At 71.1% G+C, this 17,068-nt stretch carries 15 protein-coding genes; 11 read left to right on the forward strand and 4 right to left on the reverse strand.

Features of this window, described 5'->3' with window-relative positions; all coding sequences use genetic code 11:
* Positions 1-37: 37 nt before the first annotated feature.
* Entirely contained in the window at positions 38-1,066 is a 1,029-nt protein-coding gene (locus tag LWP59_RS07975; protein WP_373299410.1) for a fatty acid desaturase family protein, read from the forward strand.
* Between the two features lie 9 nt (positions 1,067-1,075).
* Positions 1,076-1,228: a hypothetical protein gene (locus tag LWP59_RS07980; protein WP_186383261.1), complete on the forward strand. Its 153-nt coding sequence runs from the start codon at positions 1,076-1,078 to the stop codon at positions 1,226-1,228.
* On the opposite strand, the gene LWP59_RS07985 is transcribed toward LWP59_RS07980, so the two are convergent.
* Both LWP59_RS07985 and LWP59_RS07990 read right to left on the reverse strand, forming a co-directional pair.
* Positions 1,229-2,779, reverse strand: coding sequence for a sodium:solute symporter (locus LWP59_RS07985; RefSeq protein ID WP_144639072.1), 1,551 nt, complete (start codon positions 2,777-2,779; stop codon positions 1,229-1,231).
* 9 nt (positions 2,780-2,788) lie between these two features.
* Positions 2,789-3,970, reverse strand: coding sequence for an anhydro-N-acetylmuramic acid kinase (locus tag LWP59_RS07990; RefSeq protein WP_191334784.1), 1,182 nt, complete (start codon positions 3,968-3,970; stop codon positions 2,789-2,791).
* A 138-nt stretch (positions 3,971-4,108) separates the two neighbouring features.
* On the opposite strand from LWP59_RS07990, the gene ftsY reads away from it, so the two are divergent.
* Positions 4,109-5,443, forward strand: a complete 1,335-nt coding sequence (gene ftsY / locus LWP59_RS07995) for a signal recognition particle-docking protein FtsY (RefSeq protein WP_144642722.1) — start codon at positions 4,109-4,111, stop codon at positions 5,441-5,443.
* A 250-nt stretch (positions 5,444-5,693) separates the two neighbouring features.
* Here the strand turns inward: ftsY and LWP59_RS08000 are convergent, their stop codons facing one another.
* On the reverse strand, positions 5,694-6,470 hold the full coding sequence (locus LWP59_RS08000) for an IclR family transcriptional regulator (RefSeq protein ID WP_144642721.1): 777 nt from the start codon (positions 6,468-6,470) through the stop codon (positions 5,694-5,696).
* Positions 6,471-6,557: 87 nt separating this feature from the next.
* Here LWP59_RS08000 and aceB point away from each other — a divergent pair, with 87 nt between their 5' ends.
* Both aceB and LWP59_RS08010 read left to right on the forward strand, forming a co-directional pair.
* Positions 6,558-8,132 (forward strand): malate synthase A, encoded by a 1,575-nt coding sequence (gene aceB, locus LWP59_RS08005; protein WP_144642720.1) that lies wholly within the window; start codon positions 6,558-6,560, stop codon positions 8,130-8,132.
* 1 nt (position 8,133) lies between these two features.
* Positions 8,134-9,327: a DUF6986 family protein gene (locus LWP59_RS08010; RefSeq protein ID WP_144642719.1), complete on the forward strand. Its 1,194-nt coding sequence runs from the start codon at positions 8,134-8,136 to the stop codon at positions 9,325-9,327.
* Between the two features lie 231 nt (positions 9,328-9,558).
* Here the strand turns inward: LWP59_RS08010 and LWP59_RS08015 are convergent, their stop codons facing one another.
* Entirely contained in the window at positions 9,559-11,004 is a 1,446-nt protein-coding gene (locus LWP59_RS08015; RefSeq protein ID WP_144642718.1) for a PucR family transcriptional regulator, read from the reverse strand.
* A gap of 68 nt (positions 11,005-11,072) precedes the next feature.
* Here LWP59_RS08015 and LWP59_RS08020 point away from each other — a divergent pair, with 68 nt between their 5' ends.
* The 6 genes from LWP59_RS08020 to pucD all read left to right on the forward strand — a co-directional run bounded on the left by LWP59_RS08020 (position 11,073) and on the right by pucD (position 17,015).
* A complete protein-coding gene (locus LWP59_RS08020) occupies positions 11,073-11,408 on the forward strand; it encodes an ArsR/SmtB family transcription factor (protein ID WP_144642717.1) in 336 nt (111 codons plus the stop codon).
* Complete coding sequence (locus LWP59_RS08025; RefSeq protein WP_229857316.1) at positions 11,408-12,004, forward strand: SRPBCC family protein; 597 nt, start codon at positions 11,408-11,410, stop codon at positions 12,002-12,004. Before LWP59_RS08020 ends, LWP59_RS08025 begins: the two co-directional genes overlap by 1 nt.
* A gap of 106 nt (positions 12,005-12,110) precedes the next feature.
* Entirely contained in the window at positions 12,111-12,968 is an 858-nt protein-coding gene (locus tag LWP59_RS08030) for an FAD binding domain-containing protein (protein WP_144642715.1), read from the forward strand.
* Positions 12,959-13,417: a (2Fe-2S)-binding protein gene (locus LWP59_RS08035; protein ID WP_144642714.1), complete on the forward strand. Its 459-nt coding sequence runs from the start codon at positions 12,959-12,961 to the stop codon at positions 13,415-13,417. The genes LWP59_RS08030 and LWP59_RS08035 overlap by 10 nt, the downstream gene beginning before the upstream one ends.
* Positions 13,414-14,745: an 8-oxoguanine deaminase gene (locus LWP59_RS08040; RefSeq protein ID WP_144642713.1), complete on the forward strand. Its 1,332-nt coding sequence runs from the start codon at positions 13,414-13,416 to the stop codon at positions 14,743-14,745. Before LWP59_RS08035 ends, LWP59_RS08040 begins: the two co-directional genes overlap by 4 nt.
* A complete protein-coding gene (gene pucD / locus LWP59_RS08045) occupies positions 14,742-17,015 on the forward strand; it encodes a xanthine dehydrogenase subunit D (RefSeq protein ID WP_144642712.1) in 2,274 nt (757 codons plus the stop codon). Before LWP59_RS08040 ends, pucD begins: the two co-directional genes overlap by 4 nt.
* The last annotated feature ends 53 nt before the right edge of the window (positions 17,016-17,068 follow it).

Raw genomic sequence — 17,068 nt, forward strand, 5'->3', positions numbered from 1 at the left:
CTCCCGTACCCGACGAAAGTTCTTGGTGACAACCGAATTGACCGACACGTCCACCGCGCCCGCACGCGCGGGCAGCGACTTCACGCGGCTTTCCAGGCTGGTCAACCAGCGAGGCCTGCTGACCCGCCGTCCCGGCAGCTACGCCCGCAAGTTCACCCTCAACGGTGTCCTGCTCGCCGCAGGCTGGACGGCGTTCGCCCTGGTCGGTGCCTCCTGGTGGAACCTGCTGACCGCCGCGTTCCTCGCGGTGGTGTTCGCGCAGCTCGCGTTCATCGGTCACGACGCCGGCCACAAGCAGATCTTCCGCGGCAAGCGGGCCAACGACTTCGTCGGGCATCTGCACGGCGCGCTGGTCGGGATGAGCTACGGCAAGTGGGTCGGCCAGCACAACCGCCACCACGCCAATCCCAACCACGAGGACGACGACCCGGACCTCGACATCCCGGCGCTCGCGTTCACCGTCGAGCAGGCGATCGGCAAGCGCGGCTTCCTGCGCTGGATCGCGAAGTACCAGGCGTTCCTGTTCTTCCCACTGCTGCTGCTCGAAGGCCTGAGCCTGCACCACTCCGGCATCCGCGCGGTGGTCCGGCGCGAGGTGAAGGCCCACCGGCTCGAGGCAGTGCTGATCTTCGGGCACATCGTCCTGTACCTCGCCGCGGTCTTCGTGGTGCTCTCGCCGCTGCAGGGGATCGTGTTCATCGCGGTGCACCAGGGCCTGTGGGGCGTCTACATGGGCTGCTCGTTCGCGCCGAACCACAAGGGCATGCCGACGCTGACCGCCGGCCAGAAAATCGACCACCTGCACAAGCAGGTGCTGACGTCCCGTAATGTTCGAGGCGGACGGGTCGTCGACTACGCGCTGGGCGGGCTGAACTACCAGATCGAGCACCACCTGTTCCCGAGCATGCCGCGAGCGAACCTCCGGCACGCCCAGCCGCTGGTCCGCGACTTCTGCGTCCGGCTCGGCCTGCCCTACCACCAGACCACCGCATTCGGCTCGTACGCACAGGTGCTGAGCCATCTGCACGCGGTCGGCGCGCCACTGCGCGCGCCGGCCCTGCCCTAGAGGAGTTCCATGTCGTCACCGAACATCCAGCCCGTCTTCAGCCACCAGACCGAGGACGAGCCGGTCGACTACCCGGCGCCCGCGGCGACGAGCCAGGAACGGGACAAGGCCGACCAGGACCTCAACGCGCCGTTCTCCGCGCCGGAGTCGACGAACCGCTGATCATGAGCCGGCCGGCTCCGGCTCGCGCTCGGGCGCGGGGTCGGCCCTCGGGTCGCTGGTGTGGTGGCGCAGCGAGAGCGCGCCGCCCACGATGAGCGTGATCAGCACGCCGAGCAGCGTGTACCACGGGAACGCCAGCACCACGGGCTTCGCGCCCGGCGCCGGCGGGATCTTCACCCCGAGCACCACGTAGGCCATCACCGCGACGGTCACCACGAACGCGATGATCGCGTCCAGCTGCCGCGCCCGCTTGACCCAGATGCCGAGGAAGAACGCGCCGAGCATCGCGCCGTAGGTGTAGCCGGTGATCGACAGGCCCTGCTCGATCACCGGGTTGTTGCGGCTGGAGAACAGCGAGCCGAACACGGCGAACACGATCGCCCACACCAGCGTCCAGACCCGGCCGTGGCGCAGCAGCTTCGAGTCCTCCGGCTTGCGCTTGGTGAACCGCTGGTAGAGATCGGCGACCGTGGAGTTCGACAGCGCGTTGAGCGCCGAGGCCAGCGCACCCATCGTCGAGGCGAGGATCGCGGCGATCAGCAGGCCTGCCACCCCGACGGGCAGCTCGCTGGTGATGAAGTTCGTGAAGATGTCGTCGCTGCTCTTGACGCCGAGGTCCTTCAGGTTGCGGAACCCGTTGTGCGCCCAGAGCATCGCGCCGATCAGCAGGAACAGTCCGAACTGGATGGTCACCGCGATCCCGCTGCCGATCAGCGCCTTGCGCCCGTCGGCGATGCTGCGGCAGGACAGGAACCGCTGGACGATCAGCTGGTCGGTGCCGTGCGAGGCCATCGTGAAGATCGCGCCGCCGACGACGGCGGTGAGGAACGCGTACTGGCTCGTCAGCAGGTGCAGCCCGGAGAAGTTGAAGTCGAACACCTTGAAGATGCCCGCGTCGGACGCGCGGGAGGCCCACCCCGACGGCAGTTTCGTGGCCAGCACGATCATCGCGACGATCGCCGCGCCGACGTAGACGGTCAGCTGGATGACGTCCACCCACACCACGGCCTTGATGCCGCCGACGAGCGCGTAGATGACGGTGAGCGCGGTCAGCACCACGACGATCTGCCAGTACTGGGTGTGCAGGCCGTAGTGCGACAGGATCAGCTGGATCGGGATCGCGCCCGCGAACAGCCGGACGCCCTCGGCGAGCAGCCGCGTGACGATGAACGCCACGCTCGACACGCCCTGCATCGTGGAGCCGAAGCGCTCGCCCAGGAACTGGTACGCGGTGGACTGCTTGCCCTTGAAGTAGCGCGGCAGCAGCACGAACGCCACCAGGGTGCGGCCGATGATGTAGCCGAACGGCAGCTGGAGGTAGGTGAGCCCGTTGTAGCCGCCCGACGCCGCCCAGATCAGGCCGGGCGTGCTGATGACGGTCAGCGTGGAGGTCTCGGTGGCGACGATCGAGAAGCAGACGGCCCACCACGGCAGGCTGCGCTCGCCGATGAAGTAGTCCGCAGCCGACCGCTGCCTGCGCCCGACCAGCACACCGACGAGCGGCATGGCGGCCAGGTAGACGACGATGATCACCAGGTCCACCGGATGCATTCGTCTCTCCTACTCTTCCGGCTGGGGAGCCGCTACCCGCAGACGGGTGACGGTCGCGGTGTGTGGTCGGGGGAGGGCAAGGGGTGTCCGGCCGGGGGTGATGCTGCCCAGCAGGCGCGCGCCACGGGCGCCGGTCGCGCTCGGCACGTTCGCGGGCAGGCCGTGCCAGGTGAGCCAGCCGAGCAGCGCGGTCAGGTACGCCTCCTTCGCCGCGCGCGGCAGGCCGAGCTCGTCGCTGGTGACCAGGCGAGCGTCGGAGAGGTTCGCGGCGAGGGCGCGCATCAGCGCGGGATTCTCCACCCCGCCGCCGGAGGCGACCACGGTGCGGGCGCCGTGGCGGGCGCAGGCGTCGGCGATCGTGCGAGCGGTCAGCTCGGTGAGAGTGGCGAGCAGGTCCGCCGGCTTCGTCGTGGGCAGGACGTCGTCGAGGTACGCGGCGTGGAACAGCTCCTTGCCCGTGGACTTGGGCGGTTCGGCCGCGTAGTACGGCTCGGCGAGCAGCCGCCGCAGCAGGGTCTCGTCCGGTTCGCCTTGCGCGGCCAGTTCGCCGTTCTCGTCACGGGGGCGGCCGGTCGTGCGGAACGCGGCGAGGTCGAGCAGCGCGTTGCCGGGGCCGGTGTCGTAGGCGATGGCCGTGCCGTCCGGCTGGACGACCGTGATGTTCGCGATGCCGCCGATGTTGAGCCCGACCGCCGGCTGCCCGGTCGACTCGGCCAGCGCGCGCAGCCACAGCCGGTCCAGCGTGCTCGCCAGTGGGGCGCCGTGCCCGCCGGCCGCGACGTCACGAGCCCGCAGGTCGGCGACGACCGGTAGGCCGGTCCGTTCGGCGATCCAGGCGGGCTGGCCGAGCTGGAGGGTGCCGCGGGCGTGGCCGTCCTCGACCCAGTGGAAGACGGTCTGCCCCAGCGACGCGACGAGATCGGCCGGGCCGAAGCGGTCGAGGCCCTGCCCGGCGGCCCCGGCGAAAGCCTGGCCGACACGGGTGTCGAGCTTCGTGAGCTGTTCGGCCGTGGTCGGGGCGGGCGGCAGCGCGGCCAGCAGGGCGGCACGCAGCTCCTCCGGATAGCCGACCTCGAGCGCGCCCAGCGGGGTCAGCACGATCTCGTCGCCGTCCGCGCGCAGGTCCGCCACCGCCACGTCGATCCCGTCGACCGAGGTGCCGGAGATGAGCCCGATGACGCGTTCGCCCATGAGGAGGTGGTCTAGTCCATTTCTCACGGGATTGCAAGGCATGTCGTGACTTCTTGTCCTAACCGAGTTTCCGGCACTTGGACGTGGGGAAACCCGGGGCGTTCCCGGCAGTCGCCCAATGGATGCGAGGATGACGACGTGTCGAGCAACCTCTGGTTCTGGGTCATCCTGGTAGTCGTCGTACTGCTGGCGATCGCGCTGGTCACCGGCCTGACCGTGGCGCGCCGGCGGCGGATCAGCCTGCGCGAGGCCGAGCGGCCTGCGGGCGGCACCAAGCCGAGAGGCGGGAGCTACCAGGCGGGTGGCGGAATCACGCTCGCGCCTGGTGGCGAGCAGGCGCCGCCGCATCCGGCGGGCGAGCGCACCGAGGTCGACGGCCAGCCCGGCGTCGGGGACGACGCGTCGGTGCCGCGGGACGCGCCGCGGCGCAGCATCGTCGACGTCAAGCTGCCCACGGAGACGGCGCCGGAGCCGGTGGCCGAGCCCGAGGTCCCGGCGCAGGCCGCCCCCGCCGCTCAGGCTGCCCCGGCTGAGGAGATCGAGCCCGCCGCGGGCCGGCTGGAGCGGCTGCGCGGTCGGCTGTCGAAGTCGCGGTCGATGTTCGGGCAGAGCCTGCTCGGCCTGCTCGGCGCGGGTGACCTGGACGAGGACTCCTGGCAGGACGTCGAGGACACCCTGCTGGTCGCGGACCTCGGCGCGGCGACCACGACGGAGATCGTCGAGCGGCTGCGGGCCGAGATCACCACTCGCGCGGTGCGGTCGTCGGAAGAGGCCCGCCAGTTGCTGCACGACGTGCTGACCGACGCGCTGCAGACCGACGCCCCGCGCGCGGTCCGGGCGCTGCCGCACACCGTCGACGGGCAGAAGCAGCCGGCGGTCGTGCTGGTCGCGGGCGTGAACGGCACCGGAAAGACCACGACCACCGGCAAGCTCGCCCGCGTGCTCGTCGCGCAGGAGAGCCGGGTCGTGCTGGGCGCGGCGGACACGTTCCGCGCCGCGGCGGCCGAGCAGCTGCAGACCTGGGGCGAGCGGGTCGGGGCGGAGGTGGTCCGCGGCAAGGAAGGCGCCGACCCGGCCGCGATCGCGTTCGACGCGGTCAAGCGGGGCGTGGAGGCGGGCGTGGACGCGGTGCTCATCGACACCGCGGGCCGCCTGCACACGAAGACCGGCCTGATGGACGAGCTGGGCAAGGTCAAGCGGGTCGTGGAGAAGCAGGCCAAGGTGGACGAGGTGCTGCTGGTCCTCGACGCGACGACCGGGCAGAACGGGCTCGCGCAGGCGCGGGTGTTCCGCGAGGTCATCGACGTGACCGGCATCGTCCTGACGAAGCTCGACGGCACCGCCAAGGGCGGGATCGTGTTCCAGGTCCAGCGTGAGCTCGGCGTGCCCGTCAAGCTGGTCGGTCTGGGCGAGGGCCCGGACGACCTGGCCCCCTTCGAGCCGGGCGCCTTCGTGGACGCGCTGCTGGGTTGAGCGGGCGGGACCAGTTGGCCGAGCCGCGCCGCTGGGTCGGCTCGGTATGACGCGGGTCTCGACGACGCCATGGACCTAAGTGCTGCAGGTGGCCGAGGACGACGACTTCACCTACAACGACCAGCTCTTCCAGAGCCTGCGCTACATGATGACCAGCTACGCGCTGAAGAACAGGGCGGGCCGGTGGCGGGCCGGTTCGATCTTCGTCCAGGAAGCGCGTCCCCGAAGACGACACCGACCCGTTCGCCCGCTAGGCGCTCAGGTCCTCGCTCGCGAGGTGCGCCGAAAGCGTCGCGGCCACGCGCTGCACGGCGGGCGCGATCCGCGACACGGCCTCCTTCGTCAGGCGCCCCTCCGGGCCGGACACCGACACCGCGGCGGGCGCGGGCGTGCCGGTCAGCGGGGCGGCCACGCAGCGCACGCCCAGCTCCTGCTCGCTCTCGTCCACCGCGTACCCCTGCATGGCTACCGCCGCGAGGTGCCGGAGCAGCTCGTCCGGCGAGGTGACCGTGTGCTCGGTGAAGGACGGCATCCCGGTCCGCTCCAGCAGCGCGCGCACCTCGTCGGGCGGCAGCTGCGACAGGATCGCCTTGCCCACGCCCGTCCCGTGCGGCAGCACCCGGCGCCCGACCTCGGTGAACATCCGCATCGAGTGCTTCGACGGCACCTGTGCCACGTACACGACCTCGTCGCGCTCGAGCACGGCCAGGTTCGCCGTCTCGCCGACCTCGTCGACCAGTCCGGCCAGCAGCGGCCGCGCCCAGGTGCCGAACTGCATGCTCGCGTTCTCACCCAACCGGATCAGCCGGGCGCCGAGCGCGTAGCGGCGGTTCGTGTTCTGGCGCACATAACCCAGCGCCACGAGCGTCCGGATCAGCCGGTGGATGGTGGGCATCGGCAGGCCCGAGGTCGCCGCGAGCTCGGACAAGCTGGCCTCGCCGCCGGTGTCGGCCAGGCGCTCCAGCAGCTCGAAGGCGCGTCGCAGCGACTGGACGCTGCCGTCCCGGCCTGTTTTCTCCTCGGCCACCCGCTCTCCTCACGTTGAGCTTCCGCTATGCAGAAACTATAGTCCGAGATGTAAAAACCGTACGTCTGTCTTTTGGAGTGTTGCCGCATGTCTGAAGCCCAGGTGCTCGGCGGGTCGGTCGAGCGAGGCGACGAGATCCTGACGCGCGAGGCGCTGGAGTTCCTGGCGGGCTTGCACGACAACTTCGCTGCCCGCCGCGACGAGCTGGTCGCTGCCCGTGGCAAGCGTCGCGAGGAGGCCAAGCGGACCGGGCGGCTCGACTTCCTGCCCGAGACCAAGGAGATCCGCGAGGGCGACTGGCAGGTCGCCGTCGCGCCCCCGGCCCTGCAGGACCGCCGCGTCGAGATCACCGGCCCGACCGACCGCAAGATGACGATCAACGCGCTCAACTCCGGCGCGAAGGTGTGGCTCGCCGACTTCGAGGACGCGAACACCCCGCACTGGCGCAACGTGGTCGGCGGCCAGGTCAACCTGCGGGACGCGATCCGGGGCGACATCACGCTCGACAGTAACGGCAAGCACTACGAGCTGAAGAAGGACGCGGAGCTGGCCACCATCGTGGTCCGCCCGCGCGGGTGGCACCTCGACGAGCGCAACCTGACCTTCGGCGGCCGCAAGGGCGTCGGCGCGCTGGTCGACTTCGGCCTGTACTTCTTCCACAACGTGCGTGCGCTGCTGGCGAACGACGCAGGCCCGTACTTCTACCTGCCGAAGATGGAGAGCCACCTCGAGGCGCGCCTCTGGAACGACGTGTTCACCTGGGCGGAGAAGGAGCTGGGCATCGAGCACGGCACCGTCCGCGCCACGGTGCTCATCGAGACGATCCCGGCGGCGTTCGAGATGGAGGAGATCCTCTACGAGCTGCGCGAGCACGCTTCGGGCCTCAACGCCGGCCGCTGGGACTACCTGTTCAGCATCATCAAGTACTTCCGCGACGCGGGCGAGAAGTTCGTGCTGCCCGACCGCAACAGCGTCACGATGACCGCGCCGTTCATGCGCGCCTACACCGAGCTGCTCGTGCGCACCTGCCACAAGCGGGGCGCGTTCGCGATCGGCGGCATGGCCGCGTTCATCCCGAGCAAGGACCCGGAGGTCAACGAGAACGCCTCCAAGAAGGTCCACGCCGACAAGGCCCGCGAGGCGAACGACGGGTTCGACGGCTCGTGGGTGGCGCACCCGGGCATGGTCGACCTGTGCCGCGAGGAGTTCGACAAGGTCCTCGGCGACAAGCCGAACCAGCTCGACCGCAAGCGTGAGGAGGTCCAGGTCACCGCTGACCAGCTGCTCGACATCGCCTCCGCCGAGGGCTCGGCCACCGCGGCCGGCCTGCGCGGGGCCGTCGACGTCGGCGTGCAGTACATCGCGTCCTGGCTGGGCGGCAACGGTGCGGCGGGTATCCACAACCTGATGGAGGACGCCGCGACCGCCGAGATCTCCCGGTCGCAGGTGTGGCAGTGGGTGCAGAACGCCGTCACGCTCGACAACGGCGAGACGGTCACGCGCGAACTCGTCAAGTCGGTGCTCGACGACGTGCGCAAGGAGCTGGACGGGCAGATCCCGAACGACCTGCTGGCCCAGGCCGTCGAGCTGTTCGAGGAGGTCGCGCTCGCCGAGCAGTACGTCGACTTCCTGACCCTGGCCGCCTACGAGCGGATCTCCTGACGTGCCCGGCCGGCTCACCGAGGAGACCTTCGCCGCGGCCGACGCCCGGCTGTCCGAAGTGGACGCCCGGGTCGCGGCCCGGTACCCCGGTGAGCCGGCCGGCCGGCAACCGGTGCACACGGTGTACGTGCCGGCGCACCGGTACGGCCCCAGCCTGCTCACGGACTGGGGCAAGCAGGCGAGCGAGATCTTCGCCGAGCGCGGGGACGAGCTGGGGCTGGACCCCGGGATCGTCTCGCGGGTGCGGCGCAAGCTCGCCGAGGAGCCGATCGAGGACCTGCGGATCGACTTCGAGGACGGTTACGGCCGGCCCGGTGACGAGGCCGAGGACACGATGGCCGTCGCGTGCGGTCGTGCGCTGGCCTCGGCGGTGCGGCCGCCGTTCGCCGGGATCCGGTTCAAGAGCTTCGAGCAGGCCACCCGGCGGCGCGGGATCCGCACGCTGGACCTGTTCCTCGGCGCATTGCTGGAGGACGGGTCGCTGCCTGACGGGTTCGTGGTCACGCTGCCGAAGGTGACCGCGGTCGAGCAGGTGTCGGTCGCGGTGGACGTCCTCGCGGCGCTGGAGCAGGTGTACGACCTGGTCGAGGGCGCGCTGCGGTTCGAGGTGCAGGTCGAGACCCCGCAGTCCATTGTGGATGCTTCGGGCACGGTCGCGGTACCGTTGATCATCGAGGCCGCGCAGGGCCGGTGCAGCGGTCTGCACTATGGGACCTACGACTACAGCGCGGGCCTGGGGATCGCGGCGGAGTACCAGAGCATGGACCATCCGGCGGCGGACTTCGCGAAGGCGTTGATGCAGGTCGGTGCCGCCGGGACGGGCGTGCGGCTGTCGGACGGCTCGACGAACAGGCTGCCGGTCGGTGGTGCGGTGCTGGAGGGCTGGCGCGAGCACCTGCGCCTGGTGCGTCGTTCGTTGGAGCGTGGTTTCTACCAGGGCTGGGACCTGCACCCGCACCAGTTGCCCACCCGCTTTGCCGCGACATACACGTTTTTCCGCGACGGTCTCCCGGCTGCCGCCGAACGCCTGCACGACTACGCGGCGGAGGCGGAGACCGGCGTCCTGGACGAGCCCGCGACAGCCCAGGCCCTGGCGACCTTCCTGTGCCGGGGTTTGGATTGTGGAGCGCTCGACGAGGGCGAGATGCCGATGGAGCGGGAGCGGTTGGACGCCTACGCCAGGCGGGCGGGGTAGGGGCTTGCCCGACTCGACCACCTGCATGAGGTGCGGGGCTTTTCCTGGCTCATCTTTGAGCCCGCCCGGCCACCCCGATTTTTGATCGTTGAAGAGGCTGGGTATCGGGGTCAAGGGGACGGCTGGGCTCGGCTCCTCTCGGTTGCCGTTGCCGGGTTCGCCATCGTGGGGTGGCTGGGCGGTGTCGGGTTCGGCTTGGGTGGGTGGCTGGGTGTTGTTGGCCGCCCGTCCTCAGGCTTGAAGTGCCAGATACACATCCACCTGCGTGGGGAAGTCGTTCAAATCCAGCCCCAGCAACTCCGACGCCCGCGTGATCCGGTACCGCAGCGTGTTGACGTGCACGTGCAGGGCCTTCGCCGCCGCCGTGGGGGAGCTCGAGCATTCCAGGAACACCCGCACCGTCCGCACCAGGTCCGTGCCCTGCGCCGCGTCGTAGGCGAGCAGGGTGCCCAGGACACGCTCCCGCACCGAACGCCGGAGCTCGTCGGGAGCGCCGGCGACCAGCAGGTGGTGCACGGCGATGTCCTCACCCGCCACCACCCCCACCCGATCGCCACGGCGGGCGGCCACTTCCACGGCGTGCAGCGCTTCCTGCGTCGCACCCCGTAAACCGTCGACCGTCGCCGGGCCGCTCACGCCCACGAACACCCGCGAAAGGTCGACCAAGTGCTCCACTGTGGACAAACGGTCGCGCGCTATCGACGCCCATTCGGGTGGCCAATGCTCGTCGGCCTCGGCGATGGCGTACGCGTCCTCGCCGAGAACCCCGATCGAGGCCGATGCCTCCGCCAGCAGCTCGGCCAGGAGTTCCGTCGCAAACTCCGCGCCGTCTTCGGGGGCACGCGCCACCACCACGCGCGCCGGGTCCGTACGGCCCGACGACGTGAACGCCGCCGTGAGGTCACCCGAACCGGCCGCGAGCGCGGCGAAGAGCGGTTCGGCCGCGCGGTCGGCCATCCGGCGCACCTGGTCCGCGCGGGCACGGGCGAGGCTGATCAGCCCCGCCAGCTCGTCGGTCAGATCGTCCGTCTCGGGCGACCGTACCGCCAGGATCCACGGCACCCTGAACCGCCCGCCGATCGGCAACAACGTGTACTCGTCGTGGACCGTGCGCTCGCGGCCGGGGTTGAACCACTCGACCGGCGGCGCCTCCGGCGACGTCCCGCCGACCACCCGTCCGGTGCCGGACAGCACCCAGCAGCCGGTACCCAGCTCCTGGGCGCCCTGTCGCAACAGCACCGGCAACGGCGCGTCCGCTGTGGACAGCAAGCGTTTGCGCGCCCCGCTCGGCTCACGACCGCGGTCGGCGGCCAAGGCCAGGACGACCCGTTCGGTGACCACCGCGAACGACAGGTCCGCGGGCACCTCGAGCAGTGGGATCCGATGTTGCGCGCACGCCCGCACCACGTCGTCGGGGATGCCTTCGCTGTCCGCACCCGAGGCCGCGAGTGCCGCGACGCCGGCCCTGGCCAGTGCGGCCACGAACGGATCGGCGTCACCCGGCTCGCGCCACCACAGCAGCCCGGTGAGCACGACCTCGCCCGCCGACACGTACCGGCTCGGGTCGGGCAGCTCGGTCACGTAGATACGGCTGATCTCGCGGCCGAGCAGTGCCGACCCGGTGCGCAGCCGCATGCGCAGTTCCGGGATCTCCAGCAGCGTCTTCACGGGCGTCATGACGAGCCGATCCTACTGCATGAATTTAAGGCTTGACTTATATAAGCAGCCATTGAAACGATGGGCTCGTGCACGCGTTCGACGTTCTCGGGGATCCCGTCCGCCGCCGCATCCTGGAGCTGCTGGCGACGGGGGAGCAGACCTCCGGGGCGATCAGCGCGGCCATCCAGGGTGAGTTCGGCATTTCCCAGCCCGCGGTGTCCCAGCACCTGCGGGTTCTGCGCGACAACGGGTTCACGACGGTGCGCGCTGAAGGTGCGCGCCGGCTCTATGCCGTGGACAGTGGGCCCCTGGAGGAGGTCGACGCGTGGCTGGAGCGGTTCCGCGGGTTCTGGAACCAGCGGCTGGACGCGCTCGGCACCGAGCTGGCCAGGGGGAAGCGGGAACGTCGGAAGGAGTGGTGATGGACATCGCCGAGCAGATCAACGCCGCCGATCGGGAGGTGCGGGGCCGCACAGTGCTGATCAGGCGGGGGTACGTCGCCGAGATCGAGGACGTGTGGCAGGCCTGCACCGATCCCGAGCGGATCAGCCGCTGGTTCCTGCCGGTCAGCGGGGACCTCCGGCTGGGCGGGCGCTACCAGCTGGAGGGCAACGCGGGTGGCGAGATCCTGCGGTGCGAGCCGCCGAAGCTGCTGCGGCTGAGCTGGATCTTCGGGGAGTCCACGTCGTACGTCCAGGTGCGGCTCGACCCGGTCGAGGGCGGCACGATGTTCGAGCTGGAGCACTCCGGGCTCGACGACGAGCAGCACTGGGACCAGTTCGGGCCGGGCGCGGTGGGCGTCGGCTGGGACCTCACGATCCTCGGGCTGGGCCTGCACGTGGCGGGGCTGGCCAACCCGGAGGGCTGGGGCACCTCGCCCGAGGCGTACGGGCTGATGACCGCCAGCGCGGTCGCGTGGGGCGAGGCGCACGAAAAGGCCGGGGAAGACCCGGTTCAGGCAACCGCGGCGGCGGAGCGGACGGCTGCGGCGTATGTCCCGAAGCAGAATTTGACCTGACCGTCACCCACCTTGTGGGAAAGTACGAACGCGGGCCCTGGCCAGGGCGCCGGTTCATACTTCGGCGCCGTTGCCGTGTCCTGGCTCACAGCGGTGTACTGACCGGGTGGACTTCCTGCGACCCCAGAACCTCGCCGAGGCGCTGGCCTTCAAGGCCGAGCGACCGGAGGCGGTGCCCATCGCGGGCGGCACGGACGTGATGGTCGAGCTGAACTTCGACCACCGCCGTCCGGGCGCCCTGCTCGACCTCAACCGCGTCGGCGAACTCGCCGAATGGTCCACTTCGGACTCCGGGGTACGGCTCGGCGCGGCCGTGCCCTACACCCGGGTCATCACCGAGCTGGGCGACCGGCTGCCCGGGCTCGCGATGGCTTCGCGGACGGTCGGCTCGCCGCAGATCCGCAACCGCGGCACCGTCGGCGGCAACCTCGGCGCGGCCTCGCCCGCCGGGGACACCCACCCGGTCCTGCTGGTGACCGGCGCGGAGATCGAGGCGGCCTCCGCTCGCGGGACGAGGCGCATCCCGGCCGAGGAGTTCTACCTCGGCGTCAAGCGCAACGCCCTCGCCGAGGACGAGCTGATCACCGCCGTGCACCTGCCGGTGAGCGAAGGCGCCCAGCAGTTCTCGAAGGTCGGCACCCGCAACGCGATGGTCATCGCGGTCTGCTCGTTCGCCATCGCCATCGAAGGCTTCCAGGTGAGGGCGGCCATCGGCTCAGCCGCGCCGACGCCTCGCCGGGTGCCCGAGGCGGAGGAGTTCCTGGCCGAGGAACTGCCGTGGGGCGCGCCGTTGCCGGACTCGCTCAAGCGTCGCTTCGGTGAGCTCGTCGCCGCGGCCGCCGATCCGATCGACGACGTCCGCGGCACCGCCGCCTATCGCAAGCACGCCCTGTCGGTACTGGCCCGGCGCACGCTGGGCTGGGCGTGGCAGGAGATTCTCGGGAGGGACTCCGCATGCGCGTGAACGTGACCGTGAACGGCGAGGACAAGCAGGCCGACGACGTCTGGGAGGGCGAGAGCCTGCTGTACGTGCTGCGTGAGCGGCTGGGCCTGCCGGGTTCGAAGAACGCCTGTGAGCAAGGCGAATGCGGTTCCTGCACGGTGTACCTCGACGATCTGCCGGTGTGTTCGTGCCTGGTCGCGGCGGGGCAGGTCGAGGGCCGCGAGGTGCGCACGGTCGAGGGGCTCGCCGAGGGCGACCGGCTCGACCCAGTCCAGCAGTCCTTTGTGGACGCGGGCGCCGTGCAGTGCGGGTTCTGCACGCCGGGGCTCGTGGTCGCGGCGCACGACCTGCTCAACCGCGTGCCGGACCCGAGCGACGAGGAGATCCGCGAGGCGCTGGCCGGAAACCTGTGCCGGTGCACGGGTTACGAGAAGATCCTCGACGCCGTCCGGATGGCGGGCACGCGATGAGGACGGTCCTGCAGAACGCGGCCATCGCGACCGTCGACGCCGAAGGCACCGAGTACCGGGACGGGCACGTCGTCATCGAGGACGAGCGGATCGTCGCGGTCGGCGAAGGCCGGGCCGAGGGCGACGTCCACCTCGACGCGACCGGATGCCTGGTCACGCCCGGCCTGGTCAACACCCACCACCACCTCTACCAATGGGCCACCCGCGGCCTGGCCGCGGACTCGACCCTGTTCCAGTGGCTCGTCGAGCTGTACCCGGTCTGGGGGCGGCTGGACGCGCGGGTCACGCACGCCGCCGCGAGCGCCGGCCTGGCCCGCCTCGCGCTGACCGGCTGCACGACCGTCGCCGACCACCACTACGTCTTCCCCCGGCAGGGCGGCGACCAGGTCGAAGCGCTGGTCGAGGCGACGAACCGGATCGGCGTCCGCGCGCAGCTCGTGCGCGGGTCGATGGACCGCGGGGCGTCCGACGGTGGGCTGCCGCCGGACAACCTGGTCGAGGACACCGAGGCCGCGCTGCTCGGCACCGAGCGTGCCATCGACGCGCATCACGACCCGTCGCCGAACGCGCGGATCCGCATCTCCGTCGGCCCCTGCTCGCCGTTCACGGTGACCGAGAAGCTGATGACCGGGGCCGCGGAACTGGCGCGCCGCAAGGGAGTCCGGCTGCACACCCATCTCGCCGAAACCCTCGACGAGGAGCAGCAGTGCCTGGCCGAGTTCGGCTGCACCCCGGCCGAGTACGCCGACAAGCTCGGCTGGCTCGGCGCGGACGTCTGGATGGCGCATTCGGTGCACCTCGCGCCCACAGCCGTCCGCCGCTTCGGTGCGACCCGCACGGGTGTCGCGCACTGCCCGACGTCGAACGGCCGGCTGGGCACCGGCATCGCCCCCGTGCGCGACCTGCTCGACGCGGGCGCCCCGGTCGGCCTCGGGGTGGACGGCGCCGCGTCGAACGAGTCCGCGGGGCTGGGGGAGGAGCTGCACCAGGCGCTGCTGCAGGCGCGGCAGCGCGGCGGCCCGACCGCGCTGACCGTCCGGGAGGCGTTGCGCATCGGCACCATGGGCGGCGCGCGTTGCCTGGGCCGGGAGGACGAGCTGGGCTCGCTCGAACCCGGGAAGCTCGCCGACCTCGCGGTCTGGGACCTCAACGGCCTGCTCTACGCGGGCATCGAGGACCCGGTCGCCGCACTGGTACTGGGCGCGACGCCGCCGCTGAAGCTGCTGCTGGTCGGCGGCGAGACGGTCGTGACCGACGGGCGGCTGCGCACCGCCGACGAGCAGGTGCTGGCAGGCGAACTGACCACGGCCGCAAGGAGGTTGCGATGACGACGACCGAGCAGGCCACGGGCACCGCGAACGGCATCGGCACGAGCCCGCGCCGCCCGGACGGCACGACCAAGGTGCGTGGCGAGTTCGCCTACTCCTCGGACCTGTGGCACGAGGACATGCTGTGGGGCGCGACCCTGCGCAGCCCGCACCCCTACGCCAGGATCAAGGGTATCGACATCACCGAAGCGCTTGCGGTGCAAGGGGTCTACGCGGTGCTGACGCACGAGGACGTGCCGGGGGTGAACCGCTACGGCCTCGAACACCCGGACCAGCCGGTGCTCGCCGTCGATGTCGTGCGTTACCAGGGGGAGCCGGTCGCGGTGGTCGCGGCGGACCATCCGGAGACCGCGCGCCGGGCGATCAAGCGCATCGAGGTCGAGTACGAGGTGCTGGCGCCGGTGACCGACGCCGAGCAGGCGGTCTCGGGAGACGAGCCGGCGGTGCATCCGGGTGGGAACGTCGTGCGGCACGTGCCGGTCCGCCGGGGAGACCCCGGGGCGGCGGCCGAGGTCGTCGTCACCGGCACGTACGAGGTCGGCATGCAGGACCAGGCGTTCCTCGGGCCGGAGTCCGGGCTCGCGGTCCCGGCCGAGGACGGCGGGGTGGACCTGTTCGTCGCCACCCAGTGGCTGCACGTGGACCAGCGGCAGATCGTCGCCGCGCTCGGGCTGCCCGAGGACAAGGTGCGCCTGACGCTCGGCGGGGTCGGCGGCGCGTTCGGCGGCCGGGAGGACCTGTCGATCCAGGTGCACGCCTGCCTGCTCGCGCTGCACACCGGGAAGCCGGTGAAGATGGTCTACAACCGCGAGGAGTCCTTCTACGGGCACGTCCACCGGCATCCGGCGACGATGCACTACGAGCACGGCGCGGACCGGGACGGCAAGCTCGTCTACGTCAAGGCGCGCCTGTACCTCGACGGCGGGGCCTACGCGTCCTCGACGGGCGCGGTGGTCGCGAACGCCGCGACGCTGGGCGTCGGGCCGTACGACGTGCCGAACGTGTCGGTCGACTGCTGGGGCGCGTACACCAACAACCCGCCCTGTGGCGCGATGCGTGGTTTCGGTGCGGTGCAAGCGGCTTTCGGTTATGAGTCGCAAATGGACAAGCTCGCCGAAGCCTGCGGGCTCGACCCGGTCGAGATCCGGGTGCGCAACGCGATGAGCGAGGGCTCGGTCATGCCGACGGGACAGGTCGTGGACTCCGCCGCGCCGGTCGTGGAGCTGCTGCGGCGCCTGGAGGTCAAGCCGCTGCCGCCCGCGCCGCTCGACGAGCGGGACCTGCGCACACTGCCGGGCGGCGTGTCCAACACGACGCACGGCGAAGGCGTGGTGCGCGGGGTCGGCTACGCCGTCGGGATCAAGAACATCTGCTTCTCCGAGGGCTTCGACGACTACTCCACCGCGCGGGTGCGGCTGCAGGTCGTCGGCGGGGAGGCGGCCGCGACCGTGCAGACGGCGGCGTGCGAGGTCGGGCAGGGCCTGGTCACCGTGCTGCAGCAGATCGTGCGCTCCGAACTGGGTGTCGAGCAGGTGACGATCCTGCCGATGGACACCACGATCGGCAACGCCGGCTCGACCTCGGCCTCCCGGCAGACCTACGTCACCGGCGGCGCGGTGCGGGCGGCGTGCCTGGCCGTGCGCTCGGCGTTGTTCAGCCGCGTCAAGGGCGCGCCGGGCGACCTCAGCGTCGTGGGCGGCAAACTGGTGTCCGCGAAGGACGGCGTGCTGGCCGGCCTGGTGGACGTGCTGGGTGACACTGCGCTCGACGAGACCGTCGAGTGGCGCCACCGGCCCACCGAGACGCTCGATCCGGAGACCGGCGCGGGCGACGCGCACGTGCAGTACGGGTTCGCGGCGCACCGGGCCGTCGTCGACGTGGACGTGGAACTGGGCCTGGTCAAGGTGGTCTCGCTCGACTGCGCCCAGGACGTCGGCAAGGCGCTCAACCCGCAGGCCGTGCTGGGCCAGATCCACGGTGGGTCGGCGCAGGGGCTGGGCCTGGCCGTGATGGAGGAGATCCAGACCGCGGGCGGCAAGATCCGCAACCCGTCGTTCACCGACTACCTGATCCCGACCGTGCTCGACATGCCGCCGATGTCCGTCGACGTGCTCGAGCTGGCCGACCCGCACGCGCCGTACGGGCTGCGCGGGGTCGGCGAACCCCCGACGATCTCCTCCACCCCGGCGATCGTCGCGGCCATCCGGGCCGCCACCGGCAAGGCGCTCACCCGCGTCCCCGTCCGCCCGGAGCACATCACCGGAACCTAGGCAGTTCCCGCCGGAGCAGGCCCTTCCCCGGGGAGGGCCTGGTTCCGCATGCC

The sequence above is a fragment of the Amycolatopsis acidiphila genome, from assembly GCF_021391495.1.
In the GTDB taxonomy this organism is placed as follows: Bacteria; Actinomycetota; Actinomycetes; order Mycobacteriales; family Pseudonocardiaceae; genus Amycolatopsis_E; species Amycolatopsis_E acidiphila.